This window comes from Sinorhizobium arboris LMG 14919, from assembly GCF_000427465.1.
In the GTDB taxonomy this organism is placed as follows: Bacteria; Pseudomonadota; Alphaproteobacteria; order Rhizobiales; family Rhizobiaceae; genus Sinorhizobium; species Sinorhizobium arboris.
Genome location: NZ_ATYB01000014.1, coordinates 2,560,909 through 2,585,945, shown reverse-complemented (window position 1 = coordinate 2,585,945; position 25,037 = coordinate 2,560,909). Strand labels below are relative to the sequence as shown.

Here is a 25,037-nt window from a genome sequence, read left to right as displayed (position 1 = left end):
GACATGACCCGGCCGCTCCTTCGCATCGACGATCCGGCGGACCCGCGCATTGCCGGGTTCGTCTCGATCAAGGAGCGCGATCTGACGGGACGGCAGGGCCGATTCATCGCCGAGGGGACCGTTGTGCTCAGGATGCTCGCGGCCGCGCATCGCGCAGGGCGCGGCATCGCAGCCGAGGCGATCCTGCTCCTCGACAGTCGGGTTGCGGGCGTCGCGGAGCTGCTCGCGCAGTTTCCGTCGGACGTTCCCGTCTATGTGGCCGCGGACGGGGTCTTCGACGCGATCGCCGGTTTCAACATGCATCGCGGCGTGCTGGCGCTGGGCCGGCGCGATGCCGCGACGGGGCGCGACGCGCTGATTGCGGAATTGCCGCAGTCGAGCCTCGTGCTGGCTGCCTGCGGCATATCGAACCACGACAATATGGGGGCGCTCTTTCGCAATGCTGCGGCTTTCGGAGTTGACGCGGTGCTGATGGACTCGACGAGCTGCGATCCGATGTACCGCAAGGCAATCCGCGTGTCCGTCGGCTCGGTGCTGACGCTGCCCTTTGCGCGCGAGGGTACCGCGGCGGAGCTGATCGAACGGCTTCAGACGGCAGATTTCGTCGTCTGGGGCCTGTCCCCGCGCGGTACCGTAGACATCGCTGCAATTCCGCCGGCGCCGCGCATCGCATTGCTGGTCGGCACTGAGGGCGAGGGACTGCCTGAAACGATACTTTCACAAATCCGCACGGCGCGCATCCGGCAGCGTCCGGGTCTGGACAGCCTCAACGTGGCGATGGCCGCGGGCATCGCGCTGCATCAGGTTGCAGTCGTCAACGGCAGGGTTTGAGGCAACGGCGAGCGTGCGAATGCCGCCCGCGTCAGGCGCCCTGATCTCATTCGGGCCCCAGCATCTCCTTGACCCGCCGCGCCAGGCTCGTGCGGTCTGCCTGCCCTTCGGCATCTTCGCCGGCGAGAAGGCCGTGGATTGGTGAGGTGTCGCCCTCGCGCGCCGCGGTCAGGGTGACCATGCCAGCTGCGATTTCGGCCATCTCCTCGCGGAGCGCCTCATCGTGAGCAGCCGATTTGGAGCCGGCAAGGCGTTCCGAGAGCGCTGTCGCCCGGTTTCTGAGATCATCGGAAAGCGCTGTCGTGTCGAGCCCATCCGCCGCGTCATGCTCGTCCGCCTGCTTCGAACGCTTCGCACCGCGCGTTTTGATCCGCGATCTCAAATGGGCGATCTCGGCCGCGCGCTGCTCAAGCGCACTCTCGCGATCGGCGTTGGCCGCCGTTTCGCGGGCGAGCCGGTTTTCGAGTTGGTGCATGCGTGCCTCGTCTCTGGTAAGGCGCAGCTCCATCTCCCGGGCCCGGGCGGTTTCCGCCTTGAGGTTGGCGCGCAACGTCTCGCGCTCGTCGCGCATTGCTGCCATGCGGCTCTTCAGATGCTCGACTTCGGTATCGCGCGCAGCAAGGTCTATCCTGAGGCCGTCGAGGTCCGCGCTTTGCTTCTCGATCCGGCTCTGCAGTGAACGCACGGTCCCGGAAACCGCGCCGTTCTCCCGTGCCGCGTTTTTGGCAGCCTCTTTCATGCTTTCCAGGCGTTGCTCGAGCTGGCGGATCGTGGAGCGCATGTAGGCCGCTTCGACGTTCATATCCGCCAGCTGCGCCTGGAGTTCGGTATTTTCGCTCGCCAGATGGCGCGCGTCCTTCAAGGTCCGTTCGTTCTGCACCATCAGCGCGACGGCCTTGTCGCGCTCGCGGCGCAGCGCCTGAAGCGCCTTTGCATTTTCGACGGCATAGGCTGCGCGCGCGGCATCCCTTTGCGCGCGCACTTCCTGCGGACTGAGAGGCATCGTCGCCTTCAGCCTGTCCTCCGCAAAGCGCACGATGCGTCTCTGGATGGCAGGCGCGACGAGAAGGCCGATGACGACCGCCGTCAGGAAGCCGAGGGCAAAGAGGAGCGCATATTCAATCACGTGCTGGCCGTTTCAGTGAGGACCGGGTCTGCAGCAGGCAGGCATTCGCGTTCATGCAGTAAGCATGATGCAGGAAATGCTGCAACAATTACCGCAAGCTTGCACGTCTTTTCGAAGGGCAGCGTTCATCGGTGCTGCGCCGCGGAAGCCTCAGAAGGGGTTCCAGGTCGGCTGCTGCGTCAGCTTGAGGTAACCGACATTGATCCCGAGTCTTGCGCCGATGCCGGTGCGGATAGGCACCACCACGACATGTTCGTCCGTCAGCACCGTCATGCCGACCCCGGCGACCACGTAAGCGGAGCCTGAGACGCCGCCGAAGCGCTTGTAGAGAGCCGGGACGCTCGGCAGATTGTAGACAAGCATCATGGCGCGGCTGCCTTGTCCGCCCCAGTCGAGCCCGAGCGACGGGCCCTGCCAGAAGACGCTGTGCTGTCCGACGTTCTTCGTATGGAGCTCGCCTTCGCCGTAGGTGACGCCGGCGATAAAGGCGCCGGATCCTTCCTGGCCGAGGATATAACCGTTCGGCAGACCATAGCGCTCGAAGGCCCGCTCGACCACCTTGGCAAGGCCGCCGGACGTTTCGCCAAAGAAGCCGTGACCGGCGTCGACGATCTCCTGCATCGTGTACTGGCTCGTGTTCTGGGATTGCGCCTGCGCACCCCCGGTGCCGGCGATCAGGACGCTGGCCACCAGAGCCATCATGGTAACAATAGCGCGGACAGCCATCCGGGTCGTCTTCATCATCGGCTGCATCGTTTCCTCCGTCGGGGCGCGAAAGCGGCTCGCGCGTCGGCCGCATGACCGGCTCTTCGATCGGCTGCGCGGCCGGTGCCGGCATGACCGTTTTTCACAAGAATGCGCGCGGGACGCACTGGCAATTCGAACGAGTGCGCCTTATCGGTTTCCAGGAACCCCCTGAAAATCGGGCGCTCCGACAATTTGAACCGATGATCTTAACAATCGGTTTACCAAATGTGATGTCATTATGGCTTATCGTTATATGGCACGACCGCCCGCCTCATGATCTTACTCACGACCGTGCGGGAGCAGCATCGGGCTTTGCGTGCGCCCGGCGCCCCAACAGCCCGTGATCCGGTTTGAAGCGAACAAGGAAGAATGATGGCAAAGAATCCGAATCTGACATTGACGGGACCCGATCTGGCCGCGCTGCTGTGCAGTCGCGTCTGCCACGACATCATCTCGCCGGTCGGCGCCATCAACAACGGTCTCGAACTCCTCGACGAGGGCGGCGCCGATGCGGATGCGATGGACCTCATTCGCACCAGCGCGCTCAATGCTTCGGTACGGCTGAAATTCGCGCGCCTTGCATTCGGGGCCTCGGGCTCGGTCGGCGCCTCGATCGACACCGGCGAGGCCGAGAAGGCCGCCAAGGATTTTGCCGCTTCGGAGAAGAAGACCGAAGTCAACTGGAACGGTCCGCGCGCGATCATCGCCAAGAACCGCGTCAAGCTGCTCCTGAACCTGTTCCTGATCGCCTATGGCTCGATCCCGCGTGGCGGCGTCATTGACATCACTCTGGAAAATCCGGAGTTCGACGCAATATTCACCCTCAATGCCAAGGGTCGGATGATGCGCGTGCCGCCGAAGCTGGTGGAGCTCATCTCCGGCACGCCGGAGGAGGCGGTCGACGCACATTCGATCCAGCCCTATTACACGGTGCTCCTGGCGGAAGAGGCCGGGATGGCGATCGACGTCGTATCGACCGGCGAAGCCATCGTCTTCTCCGCTCGCGTCGTAGCGCCCGAAACGGTGAACGCCTGAAGCGGAACCGGGCGCGGTTTTCGGAGTAATCCGGCCAATTCCATCGTCTCATCGCCTGGGAACGGGAGGACGCATGCGCCCTCCCGCATTCTTCACGACCGCATCTGTCCAACTGGTCGGAAGCGCCGACGGTTTTGCGGCGGCGGGCGATGTCGCGTCACCGCGGTAACTGTTTCTTTGCCAAATCCGTATAGGATTGCTTGATGGAGATGGTTTCGCGTGTGGCGAAACGGGAAGGAGTTTGAACGTGCGGCGCTTGATGATTGCTGACGGGTCGGATGTTGTGCGCAAGGTCGGGAAACGCATTCTATCGGGAATGGGGTTCCTGGTTTCCGAGGCGCCGAGCAGCCTTGACGCACTGGTTCGATGCGAAGCCGAACTGCCGAACATCCTCATCGTCGACGCGGGCCTCGATGGTGCGCTCGATCTGATCGGCAATATCCGTCGCCTGCCGGAAGGCGCCTCGGTGCGGATCTATTACTGCGTCGTCCAGGCGGATCTCAAGAAGATGATGGCCGGCAAGCGGGCCGGTGCCGATGACTTCCTGCTGAAGCCATTCGACCGCAAGATTCTGACGAGTGTTTTCGCCAGCCAGTCCATGGCGGCCTGATACAGAGCCCGCTCTTGGGCGCCCGCAAGACCGCCGGATGCATCGTGTAATTCAGGCGCCGCCTCCCTAAGCGGCTTCGCCGATGCAACCTCGTCTGCGGAATGCGGCCGCTCTATTTCAGGATCCGGCCGATCAATTCGCCCGTGGCGGAATCCACCATCCATCAGCGAGGTCAACGGCGCCTGCCGGCAACAAAAAACCCGCCCAGGGGAGGCGGGTTCGGCTGCGGTTGCGGCAAGGCGGCGGATGCGGGGATGTCGCCGCCCGGAACTGCCGGAAATCAGGCGGTTTCCAGATAGTCGCTGCCTTCCGGCTCGCGCAGCACGTAGCCGCGGCCCCAGACGGTCTCGATGTAATTGGCGCCGCCGGCGGCGTTGGCGAGCTTCTTGCGCAGCTTACAGATGAAGACGTCGATGATCTTCAGTTCCGGCTCGTCCATGCCGCCATAAAGGTGGTTCAGGAACATTTCCTTGGTGAGCGTTGTGCCCTTGCGCAGCGAGAGCAGCTCCAGCATCTGATATTCCTTGCCGGTCAGGTGCACGCGCTGGCCGCCGACTTCCACGGTCTTGGCATCCAGATTGACGATCAGCTCGCCCGTGGAGATGACCGATTGGGCATGACCCTTGGAGCGGCGCACGATCGCGTGGATACGGGCCACCAGCTCGTCCTTGTGGAAAGGCTTGGTCATATAGTCGTCGGCGCCGAATCCGAGGCCCCGGACCTTGTCTTCGATGCCCGCCATACCCGACAGGATGAGAATCGGCGTTTTGACCTTCGACAGACGCAGCGTTCTGAGAACTTCGTAACCCGACATGTCCGGCAGGTTCAGGTCGAGAAGAATGATATCGTAGTCGTAAAGCTTGCCGAGATCGACGCCTTCTTCCCCGAGATCGGTGGTGTAGACGTTGAAACTTTCGGACTTGAGCATGAGCTCAATGCTTTGAGCCGTCGCGCTGTCGTCTTCGATCAGTAGAACCCGCATAGTCTTCCCCTTTTCCGCCGCCCAAGGTTGTCGTGGCATCCTTACGCGATACGGATCCAGTCGTTGCCTGATTTGGAGGCTGCCACCAAATGGTTAACAAATTCTGATTCACTCTGGCAAGGTGTATCGAAAATGTTAAATATTTTTAGCAGTCTCCTGATTTCAAACGTAAATCTGAAATTGCGCTCCTCATGCAAAACATGAGGGAATGCCGTTAACTGACTCTTCCGACTCGCAAATGCTCGAAAGTCCACATTTCATGCATCAGCATTTACGGAGCCTTAAATCATCGCACCTATGATTAACGATGCCCGTAAACGAAAGGTTACCAGCGGTAGGCATTTGTTAAGGCCGCGGTCGATTTTTGTTTCCGGCCCGATTGGGCCGGCACAACGGGCCGCAGATCACGATGATTCCGGGCAATCCGGGACTCAGTCGGTGGTCTATTAGAAGGAGTTAGAGCGGGATGCGGACTGAGATCCGCTTCACACCTTCCCATCCCGCTCGGGAACAGTAACCGGGGTCTCGGTATCCACGGGAGTATTGCGTATGAAAGCACGTGAGAGCCTTGTCCGCCTGAAGGAATTTCAGGTTCGGGAAAAGCAGCGCCAGCTCAGCCAGCTTCAGATGATGATGGCCGAGTTCGAGCGTATGACCAAGGATCTGGAGAACCAGATCGTTTTCGAGGAGAAAAAGTCGGGAATCTCCGACCCGTCGCATTTTGCCTATCCCACCTTTGCCAAGGCCGCCCGCCAGAGGGCCGACAATCTCCAGGTTTCGATTCGTGAGCTGAAGATGCAGCAGGATGCGGCCGAGCTCGCGCTTGCGGAGGTGCAGGCGGAATATGCGAGGGCAGCTGCGCTCGAGGAGCGCGATACGGGCGCGCGGCTGCGCGCCTGACGCCTGCAGGAGAAGCTCCGCCGTCGCAACCGGCGGCGCGCGGCGGACTGCCGCCGTGTCCTGCGCGCCGCGCCTGCGGCGCCGCAGGCGGGGCGAATTCCATATCTTTCAGCCTTGGATCACATCCTGCCACTCCGGGTGGCGCATGGCCTGGGCGCGCATGAACGGGCAAAGCGGGATGATCTTCCAGCTGCCCTTGCGGGCCTCGTCGATGGCGTGAAGCGCAAGCGCCTGGCCGACGCCCTTGCCGCGCAGCTCGTCCGGAACGAAAGTGTGGTCCACGATTATGAGCCGGGGCGACGACCTTGAATAGGTCATCTCCCCGGTATGGCCGTCGAGCGTCGCCGTGTAGCGGCCCTTCGCATTCGCTTCTTCCTGGGCGATGTCCATCGGTCGTCCTTCCCAAAATCGCTGCTGCACCATCTGCTGCATCTTTCTACGGTCAAACAGGCCGAAACGAAACCGGCGACTCGGGAAGCACCCGAGTCGCCGGTTCGAACATGGCCCTGTTGGGGACGATCAGTGGCGATATTGCTGGATGCGCGTCGTGCGCAGGCCGGCGAGGCCATGATCGTTTATCGAGGATTGCCAGGAGAGGAATTCCTCTACGGTCAACGTATAACGCTCACATGCCTCTTCGAGGCTTAATAGGCCACCACGCACGGCGGCGACGACTTCAGCCTTCCTGCGGATAACCCAGCGCCGGGTATTGGCCGGCGGCAGGTCCGCCACCGTCAAGGGACTGCCATCGGGGCCGATGACATATTTCACGCGTGGACGCATCATTTCGGTCATGGGACTCTCTACACAAACTCAAGACCATATGGCTGCGACCTTAGCTTGCCACATTTAATAATTGCCTAAACCGTTGATAACCATTTGATCATCATTTGAGCGGCCTCGGCCGCGGATGGTTCGCGCGTGCGGCTGTTCGTGACGGAACGGAACGGCAGGCCTTCCACGGATTTTCGCCAGGCGGGCCATGCAATCACCACATTTCGCTTCGACTGGAATTCGCGGTAACGCGGCGCCGGATCAAATGGGCGTCCATGTGTACGCTCCCGGAATAAACCCGGGCGTCACGAAACCTGCGGGCGGTGCGGCTCATGTCTGCGGCGCGGGAAGGGCGGCGCTTTCAGCCGCCGGGCCTGGACCGCTTTAGTCTCCATTGCGGCGGCAACGCCGGCAGCACGGTGACCGAATGAACGATTCGAATGAACCGGCCTCGCGGCGCGAGGCCGAAACGAACATGCCTTTCGAGGTCGACACCGCATCGGTGCGCACGGAGTATGAGCTCCTGCATCTGATGCGGCGGCTGATCTCCCGTTACGGCTACGCGCATTTCCTGATCGCGCGGCTGCCGCTGGCCGACGAGCAGCGCTTTTCCGAGCGGCTCGTGCTGAGCAACTGGCCCGCGGAACTCGTGCGGCAATACGATGCCGGCGAAACCTTCCAGACGAGCGTGCTGGTCGAGCGGCTGCGTCAGACGAAGCTGCCCGTCACCGGCGGCCCGGAACTCATGGAAGCGGCGCGCAAGGGCGCCGGCAAGGCTTCGGTTCGCCGCCTCCCGCCTCACTCGGATATGGCCCACTTCGCGGTGCTGCTGCACACGACCTATGGCGAGCCTTTCGTGGTGATGCTCTCCGGTACGAGGGGCGAGCCTGCCGGCGCGGAGCTCGCGACGCTTTATCTGACGCTCGTGCAGCTTTTCGAATGTCTGGAGCGTACCTTCGATGCCGGCGGTGGCGCGCGCGAGAAGCTCTCGAGCCGGGAGATCGAATGTCTGCGCTGGGCGGCCGCCGGAAAGAGCAGCGACGAGATCGCCATCATTCTCGGCATATCCGCCTATACGGTGAGCAGTTATTTCAAGAGCGCCACCCGCAAGCTCGACGCCGTCAACCGCATGCAGGCGATCGCAAGGGCGATACGGATGAAGCTGATCTGATTCGCCGAGGGCTCGGCCCGTGTCGTGGCCGCCCGCTCTTGCCGTGACGGGCGCAAGTTTCTATATGTCGCGGCACGGAGAAAAATGCCTGAAGGGCGTCGACCTTCAGAAATGCCGCGTTCATGTGATCCGCGGCCTCAAGCGTGAAACAGGGTGCCGGTACAGGAGCCGCGCCCGGATGCCGGATTGGATCCCGTGAACAGTCTCGATTTTGACCGCAAGCCCGAAGATACGCGCGTCGTCGTCGCCATGTCCGGCGGCGTCGACTCTTCCGTCGTGGCGGGGCTACTCAAACGCGAGGGCTACGACGTTCTCGGCATCACGCTGCAGCTTTACGACCATGGCGCGGCAGTGCACAGGGCCGGTTCCTGCTGCGCCGGTCAGGATATCGACGACGCCCGCCGCGTCTGCGAGACGATCGGCATTCCCCATTATGTCCTCGATTACGAGGCGCGTTTCCGCGAGACGGTGATCAACCCCTTTGCCGAAAGCTATATCGCCGGCGAGACGCCGATCCCGTGCGTTGCCTGCAACCAGACGGTCAAGTTCGCCGACCTGCTCGCGACCGCCAAGGAACTCGGCGCCGATGCGCTCGCCACCGGCCATTACATCCGTTCGCGGCCGAGCCCGAAGCCGCGTTATGCCGGACAGCGTGCGCTCTATCGGCCTGCCGACGCCGAGCGCGACCAGAGCTATTTCCTCTTTGCGACAACGCAGGAGCAGATCGATTATCTGCGCTTCCCGCTCGGCGGTCTTCCGAAGAGCGAGACCCGGGCCCTCGCCGAGGAGATGGGCCTTGTCGTCGCCAAGAAGGCCGACAGCCAGGACATCTGTTTCGTGCCCCAGGGCAAATACAGCGACATCGTCTCGAAGCTGAAGCCGAACGCGGCGCTTGCCGGCGAGATCGTCCATCTCGACGGGCGCGTATTGGGGGCGCACGACGGCATCCTGCATTACACGATCGGTCAGCGCCGCGGCATCGGCGTGGCGACTGGCGAGCCGCTCTATGTCGTTTATCTCGACGCCCGCTCGCGCCGCGTCATCGTCGGCCCGAAGGAGGCACTGGAGACGCGCCGCGTCTACCTGCGCGACGTCAACTGGCTGGGTGACGAGGAACTGGACGCGGCAGCGGGGCAGGGCTTCGAATGCTTTGCCAAGGTGCGCTCCACCCGCCGACCCGCGCCGGCGGTCCTCAGGAGCGACACCGAGGGACTCTATGTGGAGCTCGTCGAAGGCGAGGCGGGTGTTGCGCCCGGCCAGGCCTGCGCGCTCTATTCCGGCACCGGCGAGGACGCGCGCGTCTATGGCGGCGGCTTCATCCGCAGGTCCGAGCGTGAGCCGGCCGCGGAAGCGGCGCTGAAGGAGCTTTTACAGGCACCGGCGGCCGCGTAAAAGCGGGGGAGTCGGGCATGTCGGGAAAACTTCGCTCTTTCCCGAAGACATTGCTTGACACTAGCCGGAACAGCGCCTTATAAGCCGCCCGTCCAGCCGAGACGGGCTTCTTTCGGAAGCTTCACGGCACCGGCGGCGGAGTAGCTCAGTAGGTTAGAGCAGAGGAATCATAATCCTTGTGTCGGGGGTTCGAATCCCTCCTCCGCTACCAATCCTTCCATTGACATATGTTTCAGGCGAAAAGGAAGTCGTCCTTCGAAAAGCTGGCGGCGCTGAGCGAGCCGTTCGGATCGTCAACGAGGATGGAGAACGTCTTGCCGCTTGAGTCGGAGCCTTTTATCAGGACGTCGCCGCCGGCGACGTCATAGGCGTAAACGCTGCCCTTGCTGCCGGAACCGGCGTATTTTGTGATCCCGAGCCTTTCCAGGACGATGACGTCGAGACCGTCCTGGAAATCCATGATGGTGTCCTGGCCGCTCCGGGCGGCAGCGCCTTTGAAGACGAAACGATCTGCGTCGGCGCCGCCCCACAGACTGTCGCTTCCAGCGTCGCCCGAGAGCGTGTCTTTCCCCGCGTCGCCAAAGAGCATGTCATTGCCGGCGCCGCCATAGAGGCAGTCGCTGCCGATGCCGGCGTGAAGGAAGTCGGCCCCTGCTTCGCCCGACAGGATGTCGTCGCCCTCGTCTCCGTAGGCACGGTCGTTGCCGGCGCCAAGCGCAATCCTGTCGTTGCCGGTTCCGCCATGGGCCTCGTCCGTCCCGCCCTCCGAATCGAGTACGTCGTCGCCGGCGCCGCCGTCGAGATAGTTGTTGCCATTCCCGCCATCGACGATGTCATCGCCGATTCCGCCATAGACGCGGTCGTTTCCGGATTGGCCCTTCAGTGCATCGTTGCCGGCTTCGCCGTAGATCGTGTCGTTGCCGTCGCCGCCTCCGACCGCCTGTTGCGTGCGTTTCCCGGTTGCCGGATTGATCCGGTTGTTGAAACCGTCATCGCCCGAACCGGCATAGATAAGGTCGTCTCCAGCGCCTGCGTCAATGTATTCCTCGCCGTCGCCGCCGAAGATCGTGTCGTTTCCACGGCCTCCCAGAATCTGGTCATGGCCGTCGCCCCCGTTCAGGACATCATTGCCTTCGCCGCCGTCGAAGATGTCGTTTCCCAACCCGCCAAGGAGGATATCGTTGCCGTGCCCGCCGTCCAAGCGGTCGTTTCCTTCGCCGCCATCCGCGTAGTCATCGCCCAAACCAGCGACGATATAGTCGTTCCCGAGGCCGCCGTAGATCCTGTCGTTGCCCGCACCGCCGTTCAGGTAATCGTTGCCGGCGTAGCCCCAGATTTCATCGTCGCCGAGAAAGCCGCGGATAGTATCGGACAGACTTGTTCCATGCCGAATGACCATGCTTTCCTCTAGCTGCTGCCGAAGCGCGGAAATCAGGAACGGGAAGCGGGTGCGATCTGTGGTTCGCATCGCCGCCACAGAATACAACTAGATTTTACAATGAAGCGTTACTGATACTACTTGCTTTAGAAATAAGCAATCGCATTCAACTCGATTGCAAGAGGTGGAAGTAAGTCAAAGGGGTCGTTTCATCCCGCATCGGTGCGAAGGCAGGCGGATTCGGGGACATGCGTGCCGCCGGTTCGGTCCTCCGCCCCTCGTGAACGCCCGAAGGGCGGAACTTATCCGCTCCCCTGCCGTTCAAATATGAGTTTAAGCACTCTCTCAAATGAGAACATGGAGGAGAAGTCATGAACATCGGCAGGCTTTTCGCGGCCGGGTTGATTTTGGGCGGCGCGGCTGCTGCTGTACCTTCTGCTTCGTCAGCCCAGTCGTTTGACTTGTATATCGGTCCGGACGGTCCGCAGCTGCGTGACCGCAGATATGACGATGATGATTACGACTATCGTCCGTCTCGCGGCTGCAGCGAGCGTCAGGCCATCCGCCGCGCCTACCGGCTCGGAATCCGGGACCCGGATATCCGATCCATTACACGGCGGGAGATTGCCGTCGACGGCGTCGGCCGGCGTGGTCGGTTTACCACCGTCTATTTCGCAAATCGGCCGGGATGCCCTCGCATAGGTTGAGCCTCGTCTGGTAATATAGCCGAACGGTCGCCATCATATGGCGCTGCGCGTTTGCGGACGCACGGCGCCATTTGACTTGCTGCTACAAATGCAGCGCTCGGGCAAGGCGGCTGCATTCGCATGGACGGGGCGGGAAGCGGAACTTCCCGGCGCCGGCCTTGTTAGAGCAATTCCAGGAAAAGTGCGCAGCGGTTTTCCGTCCGGAATTGCGGCAACGAAGGATAAGAGCATTGCCGCGATTGGGAGATAAAGCGGAAATGCTCTTGGTCGGTCAGGAGGATCGCATGCCGGCACCGAAAGAGATGGATTCCGCATTGACCAGTCTCCCCCTGAGAATCGGGGCCTACGTGCCCGACGATCTCCTGGAGGATTGGTTTGCCCCGGGAACGGGAATGAACCCGCCCTCGGAAGCGGCGTTAGCCGAGGCAGCCGCCTACGGGCGGCGGTTCGAGTGCGAATTCAAATATTATCCCGAGCGAAAGGAAGGGGTCTTCTGGAAATGGGTACCAGCCATCTGAACGAAGGCAATCTGGAGGCGAAGGCCATCGCTGCCGTTATCGAAGAACTGCAGCGGCAGGCGGCGGAGAACCCTGCGAAACTTCAGGTCCGCCAGGCGGGAGACAAGGTCGCGGTGAACGGAGAGATCGACGTCGACGCGCTGGTGATGGTGGTCGTAGGGTCGATGGCGGGAGGGCCTTGAGCCGCCCCGGCCGTCCCTTTCGCCACGCCCCCGAAGCGCGACCGGCCGCCAGCCTGCAAACGGCGTCCGCGGCCGGTGCCGGCTGGCTGCGCGGGCGTGCTCAGGAAGGATTGTCCTTGTCGCCCGTGGCGCTCGGCGGGTTTTCGTCGATGGTGTTGATGCCGTCGGCATTGACCCTGGTATCCTCGATCCGGGTGGAATTGGCCGAGGAGAAGCGGTCGACATAAACATAGAAAATCGCACTGGCGACTATGATGACGGCGGCGCCGATAAGCGCCAATCGCTCCCAGGTTCTGGTCATGACATCACCTCCGGTCGGTCATGGTCGAAACCGCAGCCGCGCGCAAAGGTTCCGGCCTGAGAAACTGTCGTCGCCCACGTGGTCCCCAATCCTCGACCTCGGCGCGATCCGGCGATGCCTCCAACTCAATCTGGGCGTGTCCTCAGCGGTGGCAGGCCCCGCCGGCAAAGCGATATCGTCGTCGGAGCTTGCCCAAGCGGACGGAACCATTTGTGCCGATCGACGTTGAATCCAACGCAGTTGGGAGGCGCAGGATGAAACACGCGGACATCGGAAAGCTAGACAAGTCCCAGGCCAGGCATGTTTGGGACGTGGCGGAATACTGCAGGCGCAGCGGCATCAACAAGGCCGAGGAACGCCGCCTGATCAGGGTTCTCGGGCGATACGCCTCCAGCCACGAGCTTCAGATGAACGTCGTGCGTCCTCAGACGCGCGTTCGCTGACAACGCCGCGCGTTCCATCGCCGCCTGGATCAATCACTGGTTCATTGAAACAGTGAAACACGCAGAAGCAGCTGCAGGAGGCGCGCGTGTGGGCAACTCTGGCCGGTGCATTTCTTTTCATCAGCGGGCTTCTCTACATGGCGTGGGAGGCGCTCGGGCGACGGCGGTTGAGCGAACCGCCAGAGCCCTCGCAAGCCGATCCCAAGCAGACGCTTGAGCCGCGCGGGCAGGGCCTGCGTTTTCTGAGTCCGCTGCGCAACTGGCTCGGCGTAGCGCTGATGTTGATCGGCGGCCTTCTCCTGCTTTTCGGGATGCGCTGAGCCGACTCGAATTCCGGATGGAAAATCATTGCCCGAAGCCGCGCTCAGGCTGCGGATTCAGGCCGAGCCGATTTCTATCAGGAAAACTTCCGATGCGATGTCGGCCGAGAGCGTGAGCGTGGTCGGCTGGACGAGGATCGCCGCGTCCAGCCCGTGCAGGATGGCGGATACGCCTTCCGTCACGAGCGCAACGCTGCCCCGATGACAGAAGAGAACGAAATCGCGGGCGCTCGTAGACAAAGGCTGCGAGCCCTCGACATGAATCCTGCGCACGCGGTGTTTCAACGCCTGGCGCCGTGTCATCACATTGAGGTCGGTGACCGGTCCATCAGCGAGCGTCGCGGATGTCGGCAGGTCGGCGGGAAAGGTGAGGGGCGTGTCCGCAGTGGTCAAAAGCTTCGGTTGCCGGCCCTCGATCGCAAGCGTCATCCCGCCGCCCTCCAGGATCGAGAGCGTGCGATCGACGCCGGGAAAGATCGAGAAGGCGCCATTGGTGGCGACGGTCGCCATGCTTATGCGCCAGTCGAAATCGGCAATGGTGGCCCGGTCCGGAGAGACGGCGATTTCCACCGTCTCCCCGCCGCCGTTCTTCCACGGCATATGCCTGTACTCGCTCGAGCGCAGAATTCGCATCATCGTCAGCCGAGCCATCCCATGGACGTTCCGATCCAAGCGATCGGTGCCGTCACCAGTATGCTCAATACGACGCGAATATACCAGATCACCAGAAGATCGCGAAAGCTGAGCGGGATCGAGGTCGCCAGCATGCAGGGGACGGAGGCCGACAGGAAAAGAACCTGACTGACCGATACCACCGCGGCCAGGAACTTCACGTCCGGCACCGCCTCCTTGAGCAGGATGGCCGGCAGGAACATCTCTGCAAGCCCGGAGGCGAGCGCCTTGGCGGCCTGCATCGGCTCACCGAACTGCGCGAGCCAGGTAAAGGGATAGAGCGTCAGGCCGAGAATGTCGAAGATCGGCGTGAACTTGGCGGCGAGAAGTCCGATGAGCCCGACGGCCATGATGCTCGGCAGAATCATCGCGGCCATGCGCAGACCGTCAAGGAAGCTTTGGCGCAGCAGTGTCGGCAGGCCCTTGGCAACGGCTGCCTGTTCCAGACCGGTCTCGACGGCGGCCCGCAGGCGGCTGCGGCCGGCGGGCAGCGGCTGGTCCCGATCGCCCTCGTGCGCAAGCCGGGACAGCGGCCAGATCCGGGCGGTGATCGCAGAAACGACGAACGTGACGAGAAGCGTCGTCCAGAAGTAGAAATTCCAGATGTCCATCAGCCCCAGGGTCTTGGCCACGATGATCATGAACGTGGCGGAGACGGTGGAAAAGCCCGTGGCGATGATCGCCGCTTCGCGCACCGTGTACTTTCCCTCGCGGAACACGCGGTCCGTGATCAGGAGCGCAAGAGAATAGCTGCCGACGAAGGAAGCGACGGCGTCGATGGCCGACCAGCCCGGCGTGCGCCAGATCGGCCGCATCACGGGCTGGACGAGCACGCCGGTGAACTCGAGAAGGCCGTAGCCGATCAGGAAGGCAAGTGCCAAAGCGCCGATGGGCACGATCAGCCCGACCGACAGCACCAGCTTGTCGAAAAGAAAGGGCAGCATGTCGGGGGCGAAGATGGCCGCGGGCCCGATGCCGGCGAGATAGAGGACGGCAAGTGCCAGTCCGAACACGCGCAGGACCGAAAACACGGCGTCGGTCGTCGTCTTGCGCCAGGTGGCGCGCAGGAAGGGGGCGAAGGCGCCGTAGGCCATCAGCAACAATACGAAACCGATCGCCACCGGCCGCGCCTGCGTCGATATGGCGGTTGCCGCATGGTCGAGCAGGATCGTCGACTTGCCGTTGATTTCGACCGGCACGAAAAACAGGAATATGCCGACGAGGCTGCACAGGATGAGCCGCAATGCGGCGCTGCCGCGCGAGCCCCTTGCCTCGGTGGTGATATGCGTCATTTGGTCTCCTCCCTTCCTTGTTCAGAGCGGGTTACGGCCCGCCGTGCTATCGGCCGGATCCTGCATCAGCCGCCGCATCCGGTCGAAGTCTTCGCTCATCGGGCGATCGTCGCGATAGGCGGGGATCGCTGAGCGTATGCGCCGGTAAAGGGCGGCGGTGCGTTGCGCCTTGCCCCGCACTTGCGGCTGCAGGTCATAGGCCTGAGCGGCCGCAAGCAGTTCGATCGCCAGGATCAGCTCGAGATTGTCGACGACCGCGAGCGCCTTCCAGGCGGCAGGCGTCGCGTGGGTGAGTATGTCCTCTTGAAGCGCAGAGGTGATGCCGCCGTCGAGACTGGCGGGCGCCGCCAGACGGCGGTTTTCCGCCACGAGTGCAGCAGCCGTGTACTGCGCGATCATGTAACCCGAGGAAACGCCGCCGTCGCCAGCCAGGAAGGCGGGGAGACCGCTCACCAGAGGATTCACGAGCCGGTCGATACGGCGCTCGGATATTGCCGCGACTTCCGCCACTGCGACGGCCAGGCTATCCATTGCAAGGCCAAGCGCGGCGCCGACCGCATGGGCTTGCGAATGCACCTCGGGTGCTTCCGGCGAGCCGGCGACGGCGGGGTTGTCGGTCACGCTCGCAAGTTCGCGGTCGACGATTTCGGCCACTTGACCAAAGGCGTCGCGGGCGGCGCCATGCACCTGCGGCACGGCTCTGAGGCTCAGCGGATCCTGGGTGCGGGTGCCGGCCGTATCTGCGAGCATCGGGCTTTCCGCCAGCCAGTCACGCAATCCCGCGCCGACCGCGCTCAGGCCGGGGGATTGCCGGAGCCCCAAGGGCCATGCCGCAAAGACATTGGCTTGGCTGCCGAGATTTTCATAGGTCATCGCCGCGGCTGCATCCGCCCAGGCGAACAGCCTTTCCGTACGTGCGAGCGCCAGCGCCGCCAGCCCGGTTGCGCATGGAGTCCCGTTGACGAGGCTCAGACCTTCTTTCGCCTCGAGCTGCAACGGCGTGAGCCCCAGGCGGGCAAGAGCCTCGCCGCCGCTCAGTTTCTCCGTCCCCTGCATGGCCGACCCGTGGCCGATCAGAACGAGGCCGATCGCGGCGGCGTGGGTAAGATATCCGACCGAACCGCGCGACGGAACGACAGGCATGATGTCGGCGTCGAGCAACGCCAGGAGCGTCTCGACCGTCTCGGTCCGCACGCCGGAATAGCCGTGAGCGAAGTTGGCTATCTGTGCTGTCATGACCGCCCGGGTTTCCACTCGGCCGAGCGGATCTCCGACGCCGCAAGCGTGGCTCAGAATGATGTTGCGCGAAAGCGTCCGCTGGTTCTCGCGACTGATGATGACATCGCAAAGCGCGCCAACGCCGGTGTTGATGCCGTAACCGCGGATGCCGCGCCCCACCAGGGAATCGACGATCCCGCGGGCGTGGGCGATCCGCTGGCGCGCCGGCGCCGACAGGTCCAGGCGAGCGCCCTCGGCGATGGAAGCGATGTTTCGCCAGCTAAGCGGTCCGTCGACCGAGATCGGTTCACGCATGGGTCTGCGGCCTTTCGTGCCGGCGCTGGACGAACCGGGCGACATAGTCATTGGCGGGGTTGTCGAGGATATCGTTCGGGGCGCCGACCTGGACGACCTGGCCGTCCTTCAGGATCGCGATCTCCGAACCGATGCGCAGGGCCTCGTCGAGATCATGCGTGATGAAGACGATGGTCTTTGCGAGGTTCTGCTGCAGCTGCAGCAATTGGTCCTGCATGTCGCCGCGGATCAACGGATCAAGGGCACTGAAAGCCTCGTCCATCAGAATCACGTCGGTATCGGCAGCAAGCGCCCGTGCGAGGCCGACACGCTGCTTCATGCCGCCCGAGAGCTGATGGGGAAATTTCGCCTCATAGCCGGAGAGGCCCACCGTCTCGATCCATTTCATGCCGATTTCGCTGGCATCGTCCTTCGACACGCCGCGCACGCGCTGGCCGTAGACGACATTCTGCAGCACGCTCCTGTGCGGCATCAGGGCGAAGCTCTGAAAGACCATGCTGACGCGCCGCATGCGAAAGGCGCGCAGCGCCTTCGCACCGAGACTGAGAATGTCCTTGCCGTCGAAGAGGACCTCGCCGCTCGTCGGTTCGATCAGCCGGTTGATGTGGCGCACCAGCGTCGACTTGCCCGATCCGGAGAGGCCCATGATCACGAAGATCTTGCCGGCGCCGATCTTCAGGCTGACATCGTTGAGGCCGACGCTGCAGCCGGACCTCGACAGGATATCGGCTTTATCGAGGCCGTCCCTGGCCATGGCGAGGGCCTTCTTCGCGTCCTGCCCGAATATCTTGTAGACGTTGCGGATCTCGATATCAGCCATTGCGCGCGTCCTCCGTCCGGGGCTTGCCGAAGCCCTGCGTGATGCGGTCGAGCACGATCGCAAGAATGACGATGCCGATGCCGGCCTCCAGGCCCTTGCCGACGTCGAGCGTCTGAATGCCGTTCAGCACCTGTTCGCCGAGACCGCGCGCGCCGATCATCGAGGCGACGACGACCATCGACAGCGCCATCATGATCGTCTGGTTCAGGCCGGCCATGATGGTCGGCGTTGCAAGCGGCAGTTCGACGCCGAAGAGAATCTGTCCTGGGCTGCCGCCGAACGCCGTTGCAGCCTCGACGACTTCCGCGTCGACCTGGCGGATGCCGAGATCGGTGAGCCGGATCAGCGGCGGGACGGCGTAGATGATGGTGGCGAGAATCGCCGGAACCTTACCGAGACCGAAGAGCATCAGCGCCGGGATCAGATAGACGAAACTCGGCATGGTTTGCATGACGTCGAGCACCGGCAAGGTGATGCTGCGCACGACGCGGCTCTTGGCGACGAGGATCCCTATGGGCACGCCGATCACCACCGAGACGATGGTCGCCATCAGCATCAGGGCGAGCGTCTGCATCGTCAGGTCCCAGAGCCCGAGGATGCCGACTGCGATCAGCAACGCGCCCACGGCCAGCGTCAGAGACCACCGCCGCGAACTTCGCCAGGCGAGCGCCATGAAGGCTAGAATGACGAGCCACCAGGGCAGGCCGCGAAGGATCCATTCAATGAACAGAACGGCCTTCAAGATGACACCGCTGATCGCCTTGAACACCCAGCCATAATTGGCGACGAGCGCCTGGACGAAGTCGTTCACCGGCGCGCGGATCGAAAGATTGAGAGAGTCCGGAAACATCGGATGTCGTTCCTTGTTCAGGCGGGCGGCGGTTAGCCGATGCCCTCCTGGCCCGGGGGGGGGGGGGGCAGCCTTTTGCCTACGGTCGCAGCGCCCCGCCTGGTGGCGAGGCGCTGGCGATCGCCGGCAGCATGGGGCCGCCGTTACTTGATGCCGGCTTCGATCTTGCCGCGCGCCTCGTCCGAGACCCATTTGCCCCAGATATCGACCTTGGTTTTCAGGAATTCGGCGGCCGCCGCCGTGGAGTCGACCTGGTTATCGGCCATATAGGCGAGGCTGGCGTTGACCTCATCTAGCGGGAAGGTTGCCTTTTCAAGGATCTCGACGATTTCCGGAGCTTCAGAAGCGAAGGTGCTGTTCACGCCATAGGCCACATCGACGGAGGGGAAGGCGCAGCCTTCGTCCCGTTTTCCGCTGGCGCTGCTCAGTTCCTTCCAGCAGGCTTCGTTATAGGCCGGCTCTTCGAGCTGGATCAGCTTGAACTTCCCCATGATCGCGGTCGGCGACCAGTAATAGAAGAGGATCGGCTCACCCTGGAGATAGGCTGAGGTGATCGCCGCATCGAGGGCCGTCCCCGTCCCGGGGCGGAAGTTCACATAGGCTTCATCGAGCTTGTAGGCTTCGAGCTTGGCAGTGCTCACGCCTTCGCAGGTCCAGCCGGAGGGGCAATTCAGGAAGCGGCCCTTGGACGGCTCCTCCGGATCGGCGAAGATCTCGGCGATCTTGGGATCGGTAAGCTGTGATACGCTCTTCAGATCCGGCGCCTTGGCTTCGATATTGCGGCCGGGATCGCCGTGGACGACATAGTCCGGTACGAACCAGCCTTCGCTGGCGCCCACGAAGGTCTTGCCGACCGCAACCACCTTCTTCTCTTCGACCGCCTTGTTCCAGACGTCCGAGCGGCCGAGCCATTCCTCGGCGAAAATCTGCACGTCGTTGTTGGCGGTTGCCTGCTCGAGAGTCACGGAATTGCCGGGGATCGAATCGACCTGACAGTCGTATCCCTTTGAAAGGATCGTCTTCATGACCTCGGTGATGAAGGCTCCGCTCTCCCAGTCGATGCCGGCGAAGGTCACGGTCTTGCCGTCGCCGCAATAGGAAGCATTGGCGCCGCCGGCGGATGCCGCCAGCATCAGGCCGGCTGCAGCGAAGGTGCGTTTCATTGTGCTGATCGACATGCGCATTCCCCTTTTTTAAATCGCGATTCGATTGCTATTTGAGCTTGTTCAGAACGCGCGCGAAGGCGCGGTCGATGTCTTCCTCCCGGTCATGTCGTCCGTTACGGATCTTCCATTCGCCCGCGACCATGACGTCGCGGACCGCATCGCCGGCGAGCGCGAAGAGCCAGCGGTCGAGAATCTGGTTGCCGCTTGCCGCGGCGATATAGGGGTTGGAACCGTCGAGGACGACGAAATCGGCCCTGCCTCCGACGCGGATGCCCGGATTTTCCACTCCGGCCGCTTGGGCGCCGCCTGCGAGCGCCGCATCGAAGATGGTCCTGCCGACGGAGGCGCCGGGCGCGGCGAGCCGGTTGCGCCGGCGGTCGCGCAGTCGCTGGCCGTATTCGAGGAGCCGCAGCTCTTCCGCGACGCTGGTCGCGACATGGCTGTCGGTGCCGATCCCGAAGCGGCCGCCTGCCGCGAGAAAATCGACCGCGGGAAAAATTCCGTCGCCGAGATTTGCCTCCGTTGCGGGGCAAAGGCCGGCAACGGCTCCCGAATGGGCGAGCCGTTTCGTCTCATCGGGCGTCATGTGCGTCGCGTGGATCGCGCACCAGCGCTCGTCCACGGGCATGTTGTCGAGGAGCCATTCGACGGGCCGCCGGCCGCTCCAGGCCAGGCAATCCTCCACTTCGCGGGGTTGCTCGGCGACATGGACGTGGACGGGACCGGAGAGGGGCGACGAATCCAGGATCTCGCGCATTTCCTCAGGCGTCGCGGCCCGCAGGGAATGAATGGCATAGCCAAGCGTGGCGCCGGTCGCATGGCAAGCGGGCGAGAGCCGGTCGAGAAGCGCGAGGAACCGATCCGGATCATGGAGAAACGGGCGCTGGCCCGCATTCGGCGCTGCTCCGCCGAAATTGCCGTGAGCGTAGAAGACCGGCAGATGGGTGAGGCCGATGCCGCTCGCCTGAGCGGCCTTCAATATCCGCAGCGACATTTCTGCCGGGTCCGCGTAAGGGGTGCCGTCGAGCTGATGGTGAAGGTAATGGAACTCGACCACCCGGCCGAAGCCGCCTTTCAGCATTTCCACGTAGAGCTTTGCGGCGATCGCCTCGACGTCATCCGGATCGACCAGGGCGACGGTGCGATACATCTCCTCCCGCCACGTCCAGAAGCTGTCGTCGCCTGCTCCGGCCACTTCCGCAAGACCGGCCATCGCACGCTGGAAGGCGTGGGAATGCAGGTTGGCCATCGCGGGGACAACGGGACCGGACAGGTGCTCGTCGCCTGCCGCCTTCAACTGTCCAGCTTCCACTGCGAGGATGCGTCCCGCCTCGTCGACGGAGATTGCGACGTTCTCGGACCAGCCGGTCGGCAGCAGCGCCTGATCGGCAAACAGCCGGTGAGCGGAGGAAACTGTCATGAGAGCCGTTCCTGTACGTGGTTGTATATGGAACTATAGATATTTTCTTGTGGCGCGCAAGTTGGAAATAAAGGAAAACAATCGCTGATTTGCCGGGCCGGCTGCGGCCGGCCGTAGTGGAGCATCGAATGGCGGTATTGGGGCGCAAGAGCGATAGGACGGTCTTCGACGACGGGCCTGTGCCGCGCTATGAAGCAGTAAAACAGTTCATCCGCAGCCGTATCGAAAGCGGCGAGTGGCCGCCGCACCATCGCATACCGTCCGAAAACGATATCGTCGCCGATCTCGGCGTCAGCCGGATGACCGCCAATCGCGCGCTTCGCGAGCTGGCGAGCGAGGGCGCGATCACCCGCGTCCAAGGGGTAGGTTCCTTCGTCGCCGCCCGCAAAGGCAGCACGGCCCTTCTGGAAGTGCGAAATATCGCCGACGAGATACATGAGCGCGGCCACAGGCATACCTCGCGGATCACGCTCCTCGAGGAAGACCAGGCAAGCCCCGAAATCGCAGAGGCGCTCGGGCTCGCGACGAAAGCGCGGGTGTTCCACTCGATCATCGTCCACGCAGAGAACGACGTTCCGATCCAGATCGAAGACCGTTTCGTCAATCCCGCAATCTGCCCCAGTTACCTGGAACAGGATTTTATCAGCATGACCCCGAACGTCTATCTGACGTTGGTCGCGCCGATCACGCGGACGGAACAGATCGTCGAGGCCGTGCTGCCGAAGCCGTGGGAATGCAAACTCCTTTCAATCGGCCGGGGCGAACCGTGCCTGATGATCCGCCGCCGGACCTGGTCTGAAGCTGCCAATGTGACGGTTGCGCGGCTTGTTTATCCGGGCACGCGCTATCGTCTGGAAGGTATTTCGCAGTAAGAGAGGCACCGTCGCAGAGACGGGAAGGAAATGATGGAAGACGAACTGCTGAAGCGCCGCACGCAGCTTGCGAGACCGGACGTGTCGATCGAAGAGGCGAAGGCAATCCTGACCCAACATTACGGTCTTTCGGGCGATCTCACCGAGCTCGGCAGCCAGCAGGATCGCAATTACCGCGTCGACACGGGCGAGGGGCGTTTCGTCCTGAAGATCGCGCGTGCCGACTATGCCCGGGTCGAGATCGAAGCCCAGAATGCCGCGTTGCGGCATGTCGGCACCAGGCCCGACGCTCCGAAAGTGCCAGAAGTCGTGCCCGCTCTGAGCGGCGAGGAAATCATTACCGCAGCCGTTCGCGAGGAAACGTGCCGATTCCGCCTGCTCACCTATCTCGAAGGCACGCCTCTGACGCGCCGCAGATACCTGGCTGTGGAAACCGTGGCGGCCCTCGGCGATGTTGCTGGCCGGTTGGCCGTCGCACTCAAGGATTTCGATCATCCGGGGCTCGAGCGAGAGCTGCAATGGGACCTGAGAAGGGCGGGGCCTGTCGCGCTTCATCTGCTTTCGGCCATGACCGACGTCGATCTGCGCAAGCGCATCGCCGAGGCGATGGTCGGCGCCATGCGCAGGGTCCAGCCGCTGATGCCGGAGCTGCGCCTGCAGGCGATCCATCAGGACGTCACCGACGACAATGTGGTGAGCCGGGCGGACCGGCGCGGGCGCCTCATCCCGGACGGCGTCATCGATTTCGGCGACGTGCTGAGGGGCTGGGTCGTCGCCGATCTCGCCGCTACCTGCGCATCGCTGCTGCACCACGCGGGCGGCGATCCCTTCCATATCCTGCCGGCGGTGAAGGCGTTCCATGCCGTCTGCCCGCTGACCGATGCAGAATTGAAGGCGCTCTGGCCGCTGATCGTCGCGCGCGCCTGCGTTCTCGTGGCAAGCTCGGCCAAGCAGCTCGAGGTCGATCCGGGAAACGCCTACGCGGAAGGCAACGCCGCGCATGAGCGGGAAATCTTCGACGTTGCCGTTTCCGTGCCTATCGAACTCATGGAGCATGCGATCAGCGAGGCGGTGGAGAGGGCGCCGCTGGTCGCTCCGGCCGAGATCGGCGGCAATCTGCTGCCCGACCTCGATCCCGCAGATACCGGCATCGTCGATCTCTCCCCGCTCGGTCCGCACCTTCCCGCCGATCGCTGGCATTACGAAGACACCGAAGCGCTGCTCCTGCAGTCGGCGGCGCGCGCGGCCGGTGCCGCGGCCACGCGTTACGGCGAGTACCGGCTGACGGAAACGAGGCCCCTGCAGGCAAGCGCCCCCCGGACATTCGCCCTCCACGTGGATTTGTGCCTGCATGGGCAGACCGCCGTACACGCGCCTTTTGCCGGCCGGCTCCGCCAGCGCGGCGGCAAGCTGATCTTCTCGGGTGAACGTCTCCATCTCCACCTTTACGGCGTCGAGGCGGCCGATCTCGCTGGAGACGCGTTCGAGGCGGGCGCACGGATCGGGGTGGTCCCCGGCGATCCGTCTGCCTTGGGATTCATGCGGGTCCAGCTTTGCAGCGTGGCGGAAGTCGATCCGCCCGCCTTCGCTGCGTCGCATCAGGCAAAGGCATGGCGCCGGCTCTGCCCGTCGCCTGCGCCGCTTCTGGGTATCGACTGCGATGCGCCCTTGCCGGACGCGGCCGGGCTCCTCGAGCGCCGCCGCCGGCACTTTGCGCGCCCGCAGAAGAACTATTACCGGACGCCGCCGCAGATCGAGCGCGGCTGGAAGGAACATCTCTTCGATGTCGAAGGGCGCGCCTATCTCGACATGGTCAACAATGTCACGCTCGTCGGACACGGGCATCCGCGGCTGTCGGCTGCGGTCGGGCGGCAATGGTCTCTGCTCAACACCAATTCGCGCTTCCACTATGCCGCCGTGACGGAGTTTTCGGAGCGCCTTGCGGCGCTTGCGCCGGAAGGGCTCGACACGGTCTTTCTCGTCAACAGCGGATCGGAGGCGAACGATCTCGCCATACGGCTCGCCTGGGCCCATTCCGGAGCGCGCAACATGATTTCGCTGCTCGAGGCCTATCACGGTTGGACGGTCGCGAGCGACGCCGTCTCCACCTCGGTCGCCGACAATCCGCAGGCGCTGACCACGCGCCCGGACTGGGTCCATCCCGTCGTTTCGCCGAACACCTATCGCGGCCGGTTCCGCGGGGAGGGGTCGACAGGCGATTATGTCGAGGCCGTGTCCCAGAAGCTCGCTGAATTGGACGAGAAGGTCGGGAGGCTCGCCGGCTTCATTTCAGAACCGGTCTACGGCAATGCCGGCGGAATTCCGTTGCCACCCGGCTATCTGGAAGCGGTTTACGCCATGGTCCGAGCGAGGAGTGGGGTCTGCATCGCCGATGAGGTGCAGGTCGGCTACGGTCGGCTAGGGCATCATTTCTGGGGCTTCGAGCAACAGGGCGTCGTGCCTGACATCATTACTGTCGCCAAGGGCATGGGCAACGGCCATCCGCTGGGCGCCGTCATCACCCGCCGCGAAATAGCCGATGCGCTGGAGAAGGAAGGCTATTTCTTCTCTTCCGCCGGGGGGAGTCCTGTCAGCTCCGTGGTAGGCTTGGCCGTCCTCGACATCCTTCACGACGAGGCGCTGCAGGAAAATGCCCGCACGGTGGGCACCCATCTGAAGAGCCGGCTCGAGGCGCTTGCGGAACGGTTCCCGCTCGTCGGCGCCGTTCACGGCATGGGACTTTATCTGGGCCTCGAATTCGTCCGTGACCGCGAAACGCTCGAACCTGCTACCGAAGAGACGGCGGCGATCTGCGACCGCCTGCTTGATCTCGGCATTATCATGCAGCCGACCGGAGACCATCTGAACGTCCTGAAAATCAAGCCGCCACTCTGCCTCGCCCGGGAAAGCGCCGACTTCTTCGCCGATATGCTGAGCCGGGTGCTCGAAGAGGGATGGTAGAAAAGATGCGCCGCCGGAATTCGCGGCGACGCCA

The 25,037-nt window shown here is 63.2% G+C and carries 27 protein-coding genes and 1 tRNA gene; 14 read left to right on the top strand and 14 right to left on the bottom strand.

The window, feature by feature from the left end; translation table 11 throughout:
• Positions 1-3: 3 nt before the first annotated feature.
• Entirely contained in the window at positions 4-831 is an 828-nt protein-coding gene (locus SINAR_RS0123875) for a TrmH family RNA methyltransferase (protein WP_028001418.1), read from the top strand.
• A gap of 46 nt (positions 832-877) precedes the next feature.
• On the opposite strand, the gene SINAR_RS0123870 is transcribed toward SINAR_RS0123875, so the two are convergent.
• Both SINAR_RS0123870 and SINAR_RS0123865 read right to left on the bottom strand, forming a co-directional pair.
• Positions 878-1,957 (bottom strand): coiled-coil domain-containing protein, encoded by a 1,080-nt coding sequence (locus SINAR_RS0123870; RefSeq protein WP_028001417.1) that lies wholly within the window; start codon positions 1,955-1,957, stop codon positions 878-880.
• A gap of 150 nt (positions 1,958-2,107) precedes the next feature.
• Positions 2,108-2,710: a DUF1134 domain-containing protein gene (locus SINAR_RS0123865; protein WP_028001416.1), complete on the bottom strand. Its 603-nt coding sequence runs from the start codon at positions 2,708-2,710 to the stop codon at positions 2,108-2,110.
• A 366-nt stretch (positions 2,711-3,076) separates the two neighbouring features.
• Between SINAR_RS0123865 and chpT the strand changes: the two genes are divergently transcribed.
• Both chpT and SINAR_RS0123850 read left to right on the top strand, forming a co-directional pair.
• The gene (gene chpT / locus SINAR_RS0123860; protein WP_028001415.1) at positions 3,077-3,739 is read left to right on the top strand and encodes a histidine phosphotransferase ChpT; all 663 of its coding nucleotides are present in this window, start codon (positions 3,077-3,079) and stop codon (positions 3,737-3,739) included.
• A 247-nt stretch (positions 3,740-3,986) separates the two neighbouring features.
• Positions 3,987-4,349, top strand: a complete 363-nt coding sequence (locus SINAR_RS0123850; RefSeq protein ID WP_028001414.1) for a response regulator — start codon at positions 3,987-3,989, stop codon at positions 4,347-4,349.
• Between the two features lie 280 nt (positions 4,350-4,629).
• Here SINAR_RS0123850 and ctrA read toward each other — a convergent pair whose 3' ends face one another.
• Positions 4,630-5,331 (bottom strand): response regulator transcription factor CtrA, encoded by a 702-nt coding sequence (ctrA, locus tag SINAR_RS0123845; protein WP_003527557.1) that lies wholly within the window; start codon positions 5,329-5,331, stop codon positions 4,630-4,632.
• Positions 5,332-5,880: 549 nt separating this feature from the next.
• On the opposite strand from ctrA, the gene SINAR_RS0123840 reads away from it, so the two are divergent.
• Entirely contained in the window at positions 5,881-6,231 is a 351-nt protein-coding gene (locus SINAR_RS0123840; RefSeq protein WP_028001413.1) for a hypothetical protein, read from the top strand.
• 108 nt (positions 6,232-6,339) lie between these two features.
• On the opposite strand, the gene SINAR_RS0123835 is transcribed toward SINAR_RS0123840, so the two are convergent.
• Both SINAR_RS0123835 and sciP read right to left on the bottom strand, forming a co-directional pair.
• Positions 6,340-6,621, bottom strand: coding sequence for a GNAT family N-acetyltransferase (locus tag SINAR_RS0123835; RefSeq protein WP_028001412.1), 282 nt, complete (start codon positions 6,619-6,621; stop codon positions 6,340-6,342).
• A 129-nt stretch (positions 6,622-6,750) separates the two neighbouring features.
• Entirely contained in the window at positions 6,751-7,026 is a 276-nt protein-coding gene (gene sciP / locus SINAR_RS0123830; protein ID WP_028001411.1) for a CtrA inhibitor SciP, read from the bottom strand.
• A 406-nt stretch (positions 7,027-7,432) separates the two neighbouring features.
• On the opposite strand from sciP, the gene SINAR_RS0123825 reads away from it, so the two are divergent.
• The 3 genes from SINAR_RS0123825 to SINAR_RS0123815 all read left to right on the top strand — a co-directional run bounded on the left by SINAR_RS0123825 (position 7,433) and on the right by SINAR_RS0123815 (position 9,779).
• Positions 7,433-8,176: a helix-turn-helix transcriptional regulator gene (locus SINAR_RS0123825; RefSeq protein ID WP_028001410.1), complete on the top strand. Its 744-nt coding sequence runs from the start codon at positions 7,433-7,435 to the stop codon at positions 8,174-8,176.
• 195 nt (positions 8,177-8,371) lie between these two features.
• Positions 8,372-9,568, top strand: coding sequence for a tRNA 2-thiouridine(34) synthase MnmA (gene mnmA, locus SINAR_RS0123820; RefSeq protein ID WP_050577578.1), 1,197 nt, complete (start codon positions 8,372-8,374; stop codon positions 9,566-9,568).
• Positions 9,569-9,702: 134 nt separating this feature from the next.
• Positions 9,703-9,779: transfer RNA gene (locus tag SINAR_RS0123815), tRNA-Met, on the top strand.
• 21 nt (positions 9,780-9,800) lie between these two features.
• Here SINAR_RS0123815 and SINAR_RS0123810 read toward each other — a convergent pair.
• Positions 9,801-10,967, bottom strand: coding sequence for a calcium-binding protein (locus SINAR_RS0123810; RefSeq protein ID WP_028001408.1), 1,167 nt, complete (start codon positions 10,965-10,967; stop codon positions 9,801-9,803).
• Positions 10,968-11,317: 350 nt separating this feature from the next.
• Here SINAR_RS0123810 and SINAR_RS0123805 point away from each other — a divergent pair, with 350 nt between their 5' ends.
• From SINAR_RS0123805 to SINAR_RS0123795, 3 genes are all read left to right on the top strand, one after another.
• The gene (locus tag SINAR_RS0123805; RefSeq protein ID WP_028001407.1) at positions 11,318-11,653 is read left to right on the top strand and encodes a hypothetical protein; all 336 of its coding nucleotides are present in this window, start codon (positions 11,318-11,320) and stop codon (positions 11,651-11,653) included.
• A 284-nt stretch (positions 11,654-11,937) separates the two neighbouring features.
• Positions 11,938-12,171 carry a hypothetical protein gene (locus SINAR_RS0123800; RefSeq protein WP_028001406.1) on the top strand — a complete coding sequence of 78 codons (234 nt, stop codon included), beginning with the start codon at positions 11,938-11,940 and terminating at the stop codon, positions 12,169-12,171.
• Positions 12,153-12,353 (top strand): hypothetical protein, encoded by a 201-nt coding sequence (locus SINAR_RS0123795; protein WP_028001405.1) that lies wholly within the window; start codon positions 12,153-12,155, stop codon positions 12,351-12,353. The genes SINAR_RS0123800 and SINAR_RS0123795 overlap by 19 nt, the downstream gene beginning before the upstream one ends.
• A 100-nt stretch (positions 12,354-12,453) precedes the next feature.
• Here the strand turns inward: SINAR_RS0123795 and SINAR_RS0123790 are convergent, their stop codons facing one another.
• Positions 12,454-12,654, bottom strand: coding sequence for a hypothetical protein (locus tag SINAR_RS0123790; protein ID WP_028001404.1), 201 nt, complete (start codon positions 12,652-12,654; stop codon positions 12,454-12,456).
• A 254-nt stretch (positions 12,655-12,908) separates the two neighbouring features.
• Here SINAR_RS0123790 and SINAR_RS0123785 point away from each other — a divergent pair, with 254 nt between their 5' ends.
• Both SINAR_RS0123785 and SINAR_RS0123780 read left to right on the top strand, forming a co-directional pair.
• Positions 12,909-13,097, top strand: coding sequence for a hypothetical protein (locus SINAR_RS0123785; protein ID WP_028001403.1), 189 nt, complete (start codon positions 12,909-12,911; stop codon positions 13,095-13,097).
• An 86-nt stretch (positions 13,098-13,183) separates the two neighbouring features.
• Positions 13,184-13,417, top strand: coding sequence for a hypothetical protein (locus tag SINAR_RS0123780; RefSeq protein ID WP_028001402.1), 234 nt, complete (start codon positions 13,184-13,186; stop codon positions 13,415-13,417).
• Between the two features lie 57 nt (positions 13,418-13,474).
• Here SINAR_RS0123780 and SINAR_RS0123775 read toward each other — a convergent pair whose 3' ends face one another.
• The 7 genes from SINAR_RS0123775 to hutF form a co-directional block, all read right to left on the bottom strand.
• Positions 13,475-14,068 carry a HutD/Ves family protein gene (locus SINAR_RS0123775; RefSeq protein ID WP_028001401.1) on the bottom strand — a complete coding sequence of 198 codons (594 nt, stop codon included), beginning with the start codon at positions 14,066-14,068 and terminating at the stop codon, positions 13,475-13,477.
• On the bottom strand, positions 14,056-15,381 hold the full coding sequence (locus SINAR_RS0123770) for a YjiH family protein (protein WP_028001400.1): 1,326 nt from the start codon (positions 15,379-15,381) through the stop codon (positions 14,056-14,058). The genes SINAR_RS0123775 and SINAR_RS0123770 overlap by 13 nt, the downstream gene beginning before the upstream one ends.
• Positions 15,382-15,402: 21 nt before the next feature.
• Entirely contained in the window at positions 15,403-16,914 is a 1,512-nt protein-coding gene (locus SINAR_RS0123765) for an HAL/PAL/TAL family ammonia-lyase (RefSeq protein WP_028001399.1), read from the bottom strand.
• Positions 16,907-17,734, bottom strand: coding sequence for a quaternary amine ABC transporter ATP-binding protein (locus tag SINAR_RS01000000133820; protein ID WP_050577541.1), 828 nt, complete (start codon positions 17,732-17,734; stop codon positions 16,907-16,909). The genes SINAR_RS0123765 and SINAR_RS01000000133820 overlap by 8 nt, the downstream gene beginning before the upstream one ends.
• Positions 17,727-18,584, bottom strand: coding sequence for an ABC transporter permease (locus SINAR_RS0123755; protein WP_028001398.1), 858 nt, complete (start codon positions 18,582-18,584; stop codon positions 17,727-17,729). The genes SINAR_RS01000000133820 and SINAR_RS0123755 overlap by 8 nt, the downstream gene beginning before the upstream one ends.
• Positions 18,585-18,727: 143 nt before the next feature.
• On the bottom strand, positions 18,728-19,762 hold the full coding sequence (locus SINAR_RS0123750) for an ABC transporter substrate-binding protein (RefSeq protein WP_028001397.1): 1,035 nt from the start codon (positions 19,760-19,762) through the stop codon (positions 18,728-18,730).
• Between the two features lie 34 nt (positions 19,763-19,796).
• Positions 19,797-21,170, bottom strand: coding sequence for a formimidoylglutamate deiminase (hutF, locus tag SINAR_RS0123745; RefSeq protein ID WP_028001396.1), 1,374 nt, complete (start codon positions 21,168-21,170; stop codon positions 19,797-19,799).
• Between the two features lie 128 nt (positions 21,171-21,298).
• Here hutF and hutC point away from each other — a divergent pair, with 128 nt between their 5' ends.
• Positions 21,299-22,042, top strand: a complete 744-nt coding sequence (hutC, locus tag SINAR_RS0123740) for a histidine utilization transcriptional repressor HutC (RefSeq protein WP_028001395.1) — start codon at positions 21,299-21,301, stop codon at positions 22,040-22,042.
• A gap of 30 nt (positions 22,043-22,072) precedes the next feature.
• Positions 22,073-25,003, top strand: a complete 2,931-nt coding sequence (locus tag SINAR_RS0123735; protein WP_028001394.1) for an aminotransferase — start codon at positions 22,073-22,075, stop codon at positions 25,001-25,003.
• The last annotated feature ends 34 nt before the right edge of the window (positions 25,004-25,037 follow it).

Bases quoted from the DNA above. Each gene is read 5' to 3' on its own strand.
- SINAR_RS0123835 (WP_028001412.1), bottom strand. From the start codon at position 6,621: ATGGACATCGCCCAGGAAGAAGCGAATGCGAAGGGCCGCTACACGGCG.
- SINAR_RS0123800 (WP_028001406.1), top strand. From the start codon at position 11,938: ATGCCGGCACCGAAAGAGATGGATTCCGCATTGACCAGTCTCCCCCTG.
- ctrA (WP_003527557.1), bottom strand. From the start codon at position 5,331: ATGCGGGTTCTACTGATCGAAGACGACAGCGCGACGGCTCAAAGCATT.
- SINAR_RS0123790 (WP_028001404.1), bottom strand. From the start codon at position 12,654: ATGACCAGAACCTGGGAGCGATTGGCGCTTATCGGCGCCGCCGTCATC.
- SINAR_RS01000000133820 (WP_050577541.1), bottom strand. From the start codon at position 17,734: ATGGCTGATATCGAGATCCGCAACGTCTACAAGATATTCGGGCAGGAC.
- SINAR_RS0123770 (WP_028001400.1), bottom strand. From the start codon at position 15,381: ATGACGCATATCACCACCGAGGCAAGGGGCTCGCGCGGCAGCGCCGCA.
- SINAR_RS0123750 (WP_028001397.1), bottom strand. From the start codon at position 19,762: ATGTCGATCAGCACAATGAAACGCACCTTCGCTGCAGCCGGCCTGATG.
- hutF (WP_028001396.1), bottom strand. From the start codon at position 21,170: ATGACAGTTTCCTCCGCTCACCGGCTGTTTGCCGATCAGGCGCTGCTG.
- chpT (WP_028001415.1), top strand. From the start codon at position 3,077: ATGGCAAAGAATCCGAATCTGACATTGACGGGACCCGATCTGGCCGCG.
- SINAR_RS0123805 (WP_028001407.1), top strand. From the start codon at position 11,318: ATGAACATCGGCAGGCTTTTCGCGGCCGGGTTGATTTTGGGCGGCGCG.
- SINAR_RS0123765 (WP_028001399.1), bottom strand. From the start codon at position 16,914: ATGCGTGAACCGATCTCGGTCGACGGACCGCTTAGCTGGCGAAACATC.
- SINAR_RS0123795 (WP_028001405.1), top strand. From the start codon at position 12,153: ATGGGTACCAGCCATCTGAACGAAGGCAATCTGGAGGCGAAGGCCATC.
- SINAR_RS0123755 (WP_028001398.1), bottom strand. From the start codon at position 18,584: ATGTTTCCGGACTCTCTCAATCTTTCGATCCGCGCGCCGGTGAACGAC.
- hutC (WP_028001395.1), top strand. From the start codon at position 21,299: ATGGCGGTATTGGGGCGCAAGAGCGATAGGACGGTCTTCGACGACGGG.
- SINAR_RS0123785 (WP_028001403.1), top strand. From the start codon at position 12,909: ATGAAACACGCGGACATCGGAAAGCTAGACAAGTCCCAGGCCAGGCAT.
- SINAR_RS0123735 (WP_028001394.1), top strand. From the start codon at position 22,073: ATGATGGAAGACGAACTGCTGAAGCGCCGCACGCAGCTTGCGAGACCG.
- SINAR_RS0123775 (WP_028001401.1), bottom strand. From the start codon at position 14,068: ATGGCTCGGCTGACGATGATGCGAATTCTGCGCTCGAGCGAGTACAGG.
- SINAR_RS0123810 (WP_028001408.1), bottom strand. From the start codon at position 10,967: ATGGTCATTCGGCATGGAACAAGTCTGTCCGATACTATCCGCGGCTTT.
- SINAR_RS0123875 (WP_028001418.1), top strand. From the start codon at position 4: ATGACCCGGCCGCTCCTTCGCATCGACGATCCGGCGGACCCGCGCATT.
- SINAR_RS0123825 (WP_028001410.1), top strand. From the start codon at position 7,433: ATGAACGATTCGAATGAACCGGCCTCGCGGCGCGAGGCCGAAACGAAC.
- sciP (WP_028001411.1), bottom strand. From the start codon at position 7,026: ATGACCGAAATGATGCGTCCACGCGTGAAATATGTCATCGGCCCCGAT.
- SINAR_RS0123865 (WP_028001416.1), bottom strand. From the start codon at position 2,710: ATGCAGCCGATGATGAAGACGACCCGGATGGCTGTCCGCGCTATTGTT.
- SINAR_RS0123840 (WP_028001413.1), top strand. From the start codon at position 5,881: ATGAAAGCACGTGAGAGCCTTGTCCGCCTGAAGGAATTTCAGGTTCGG.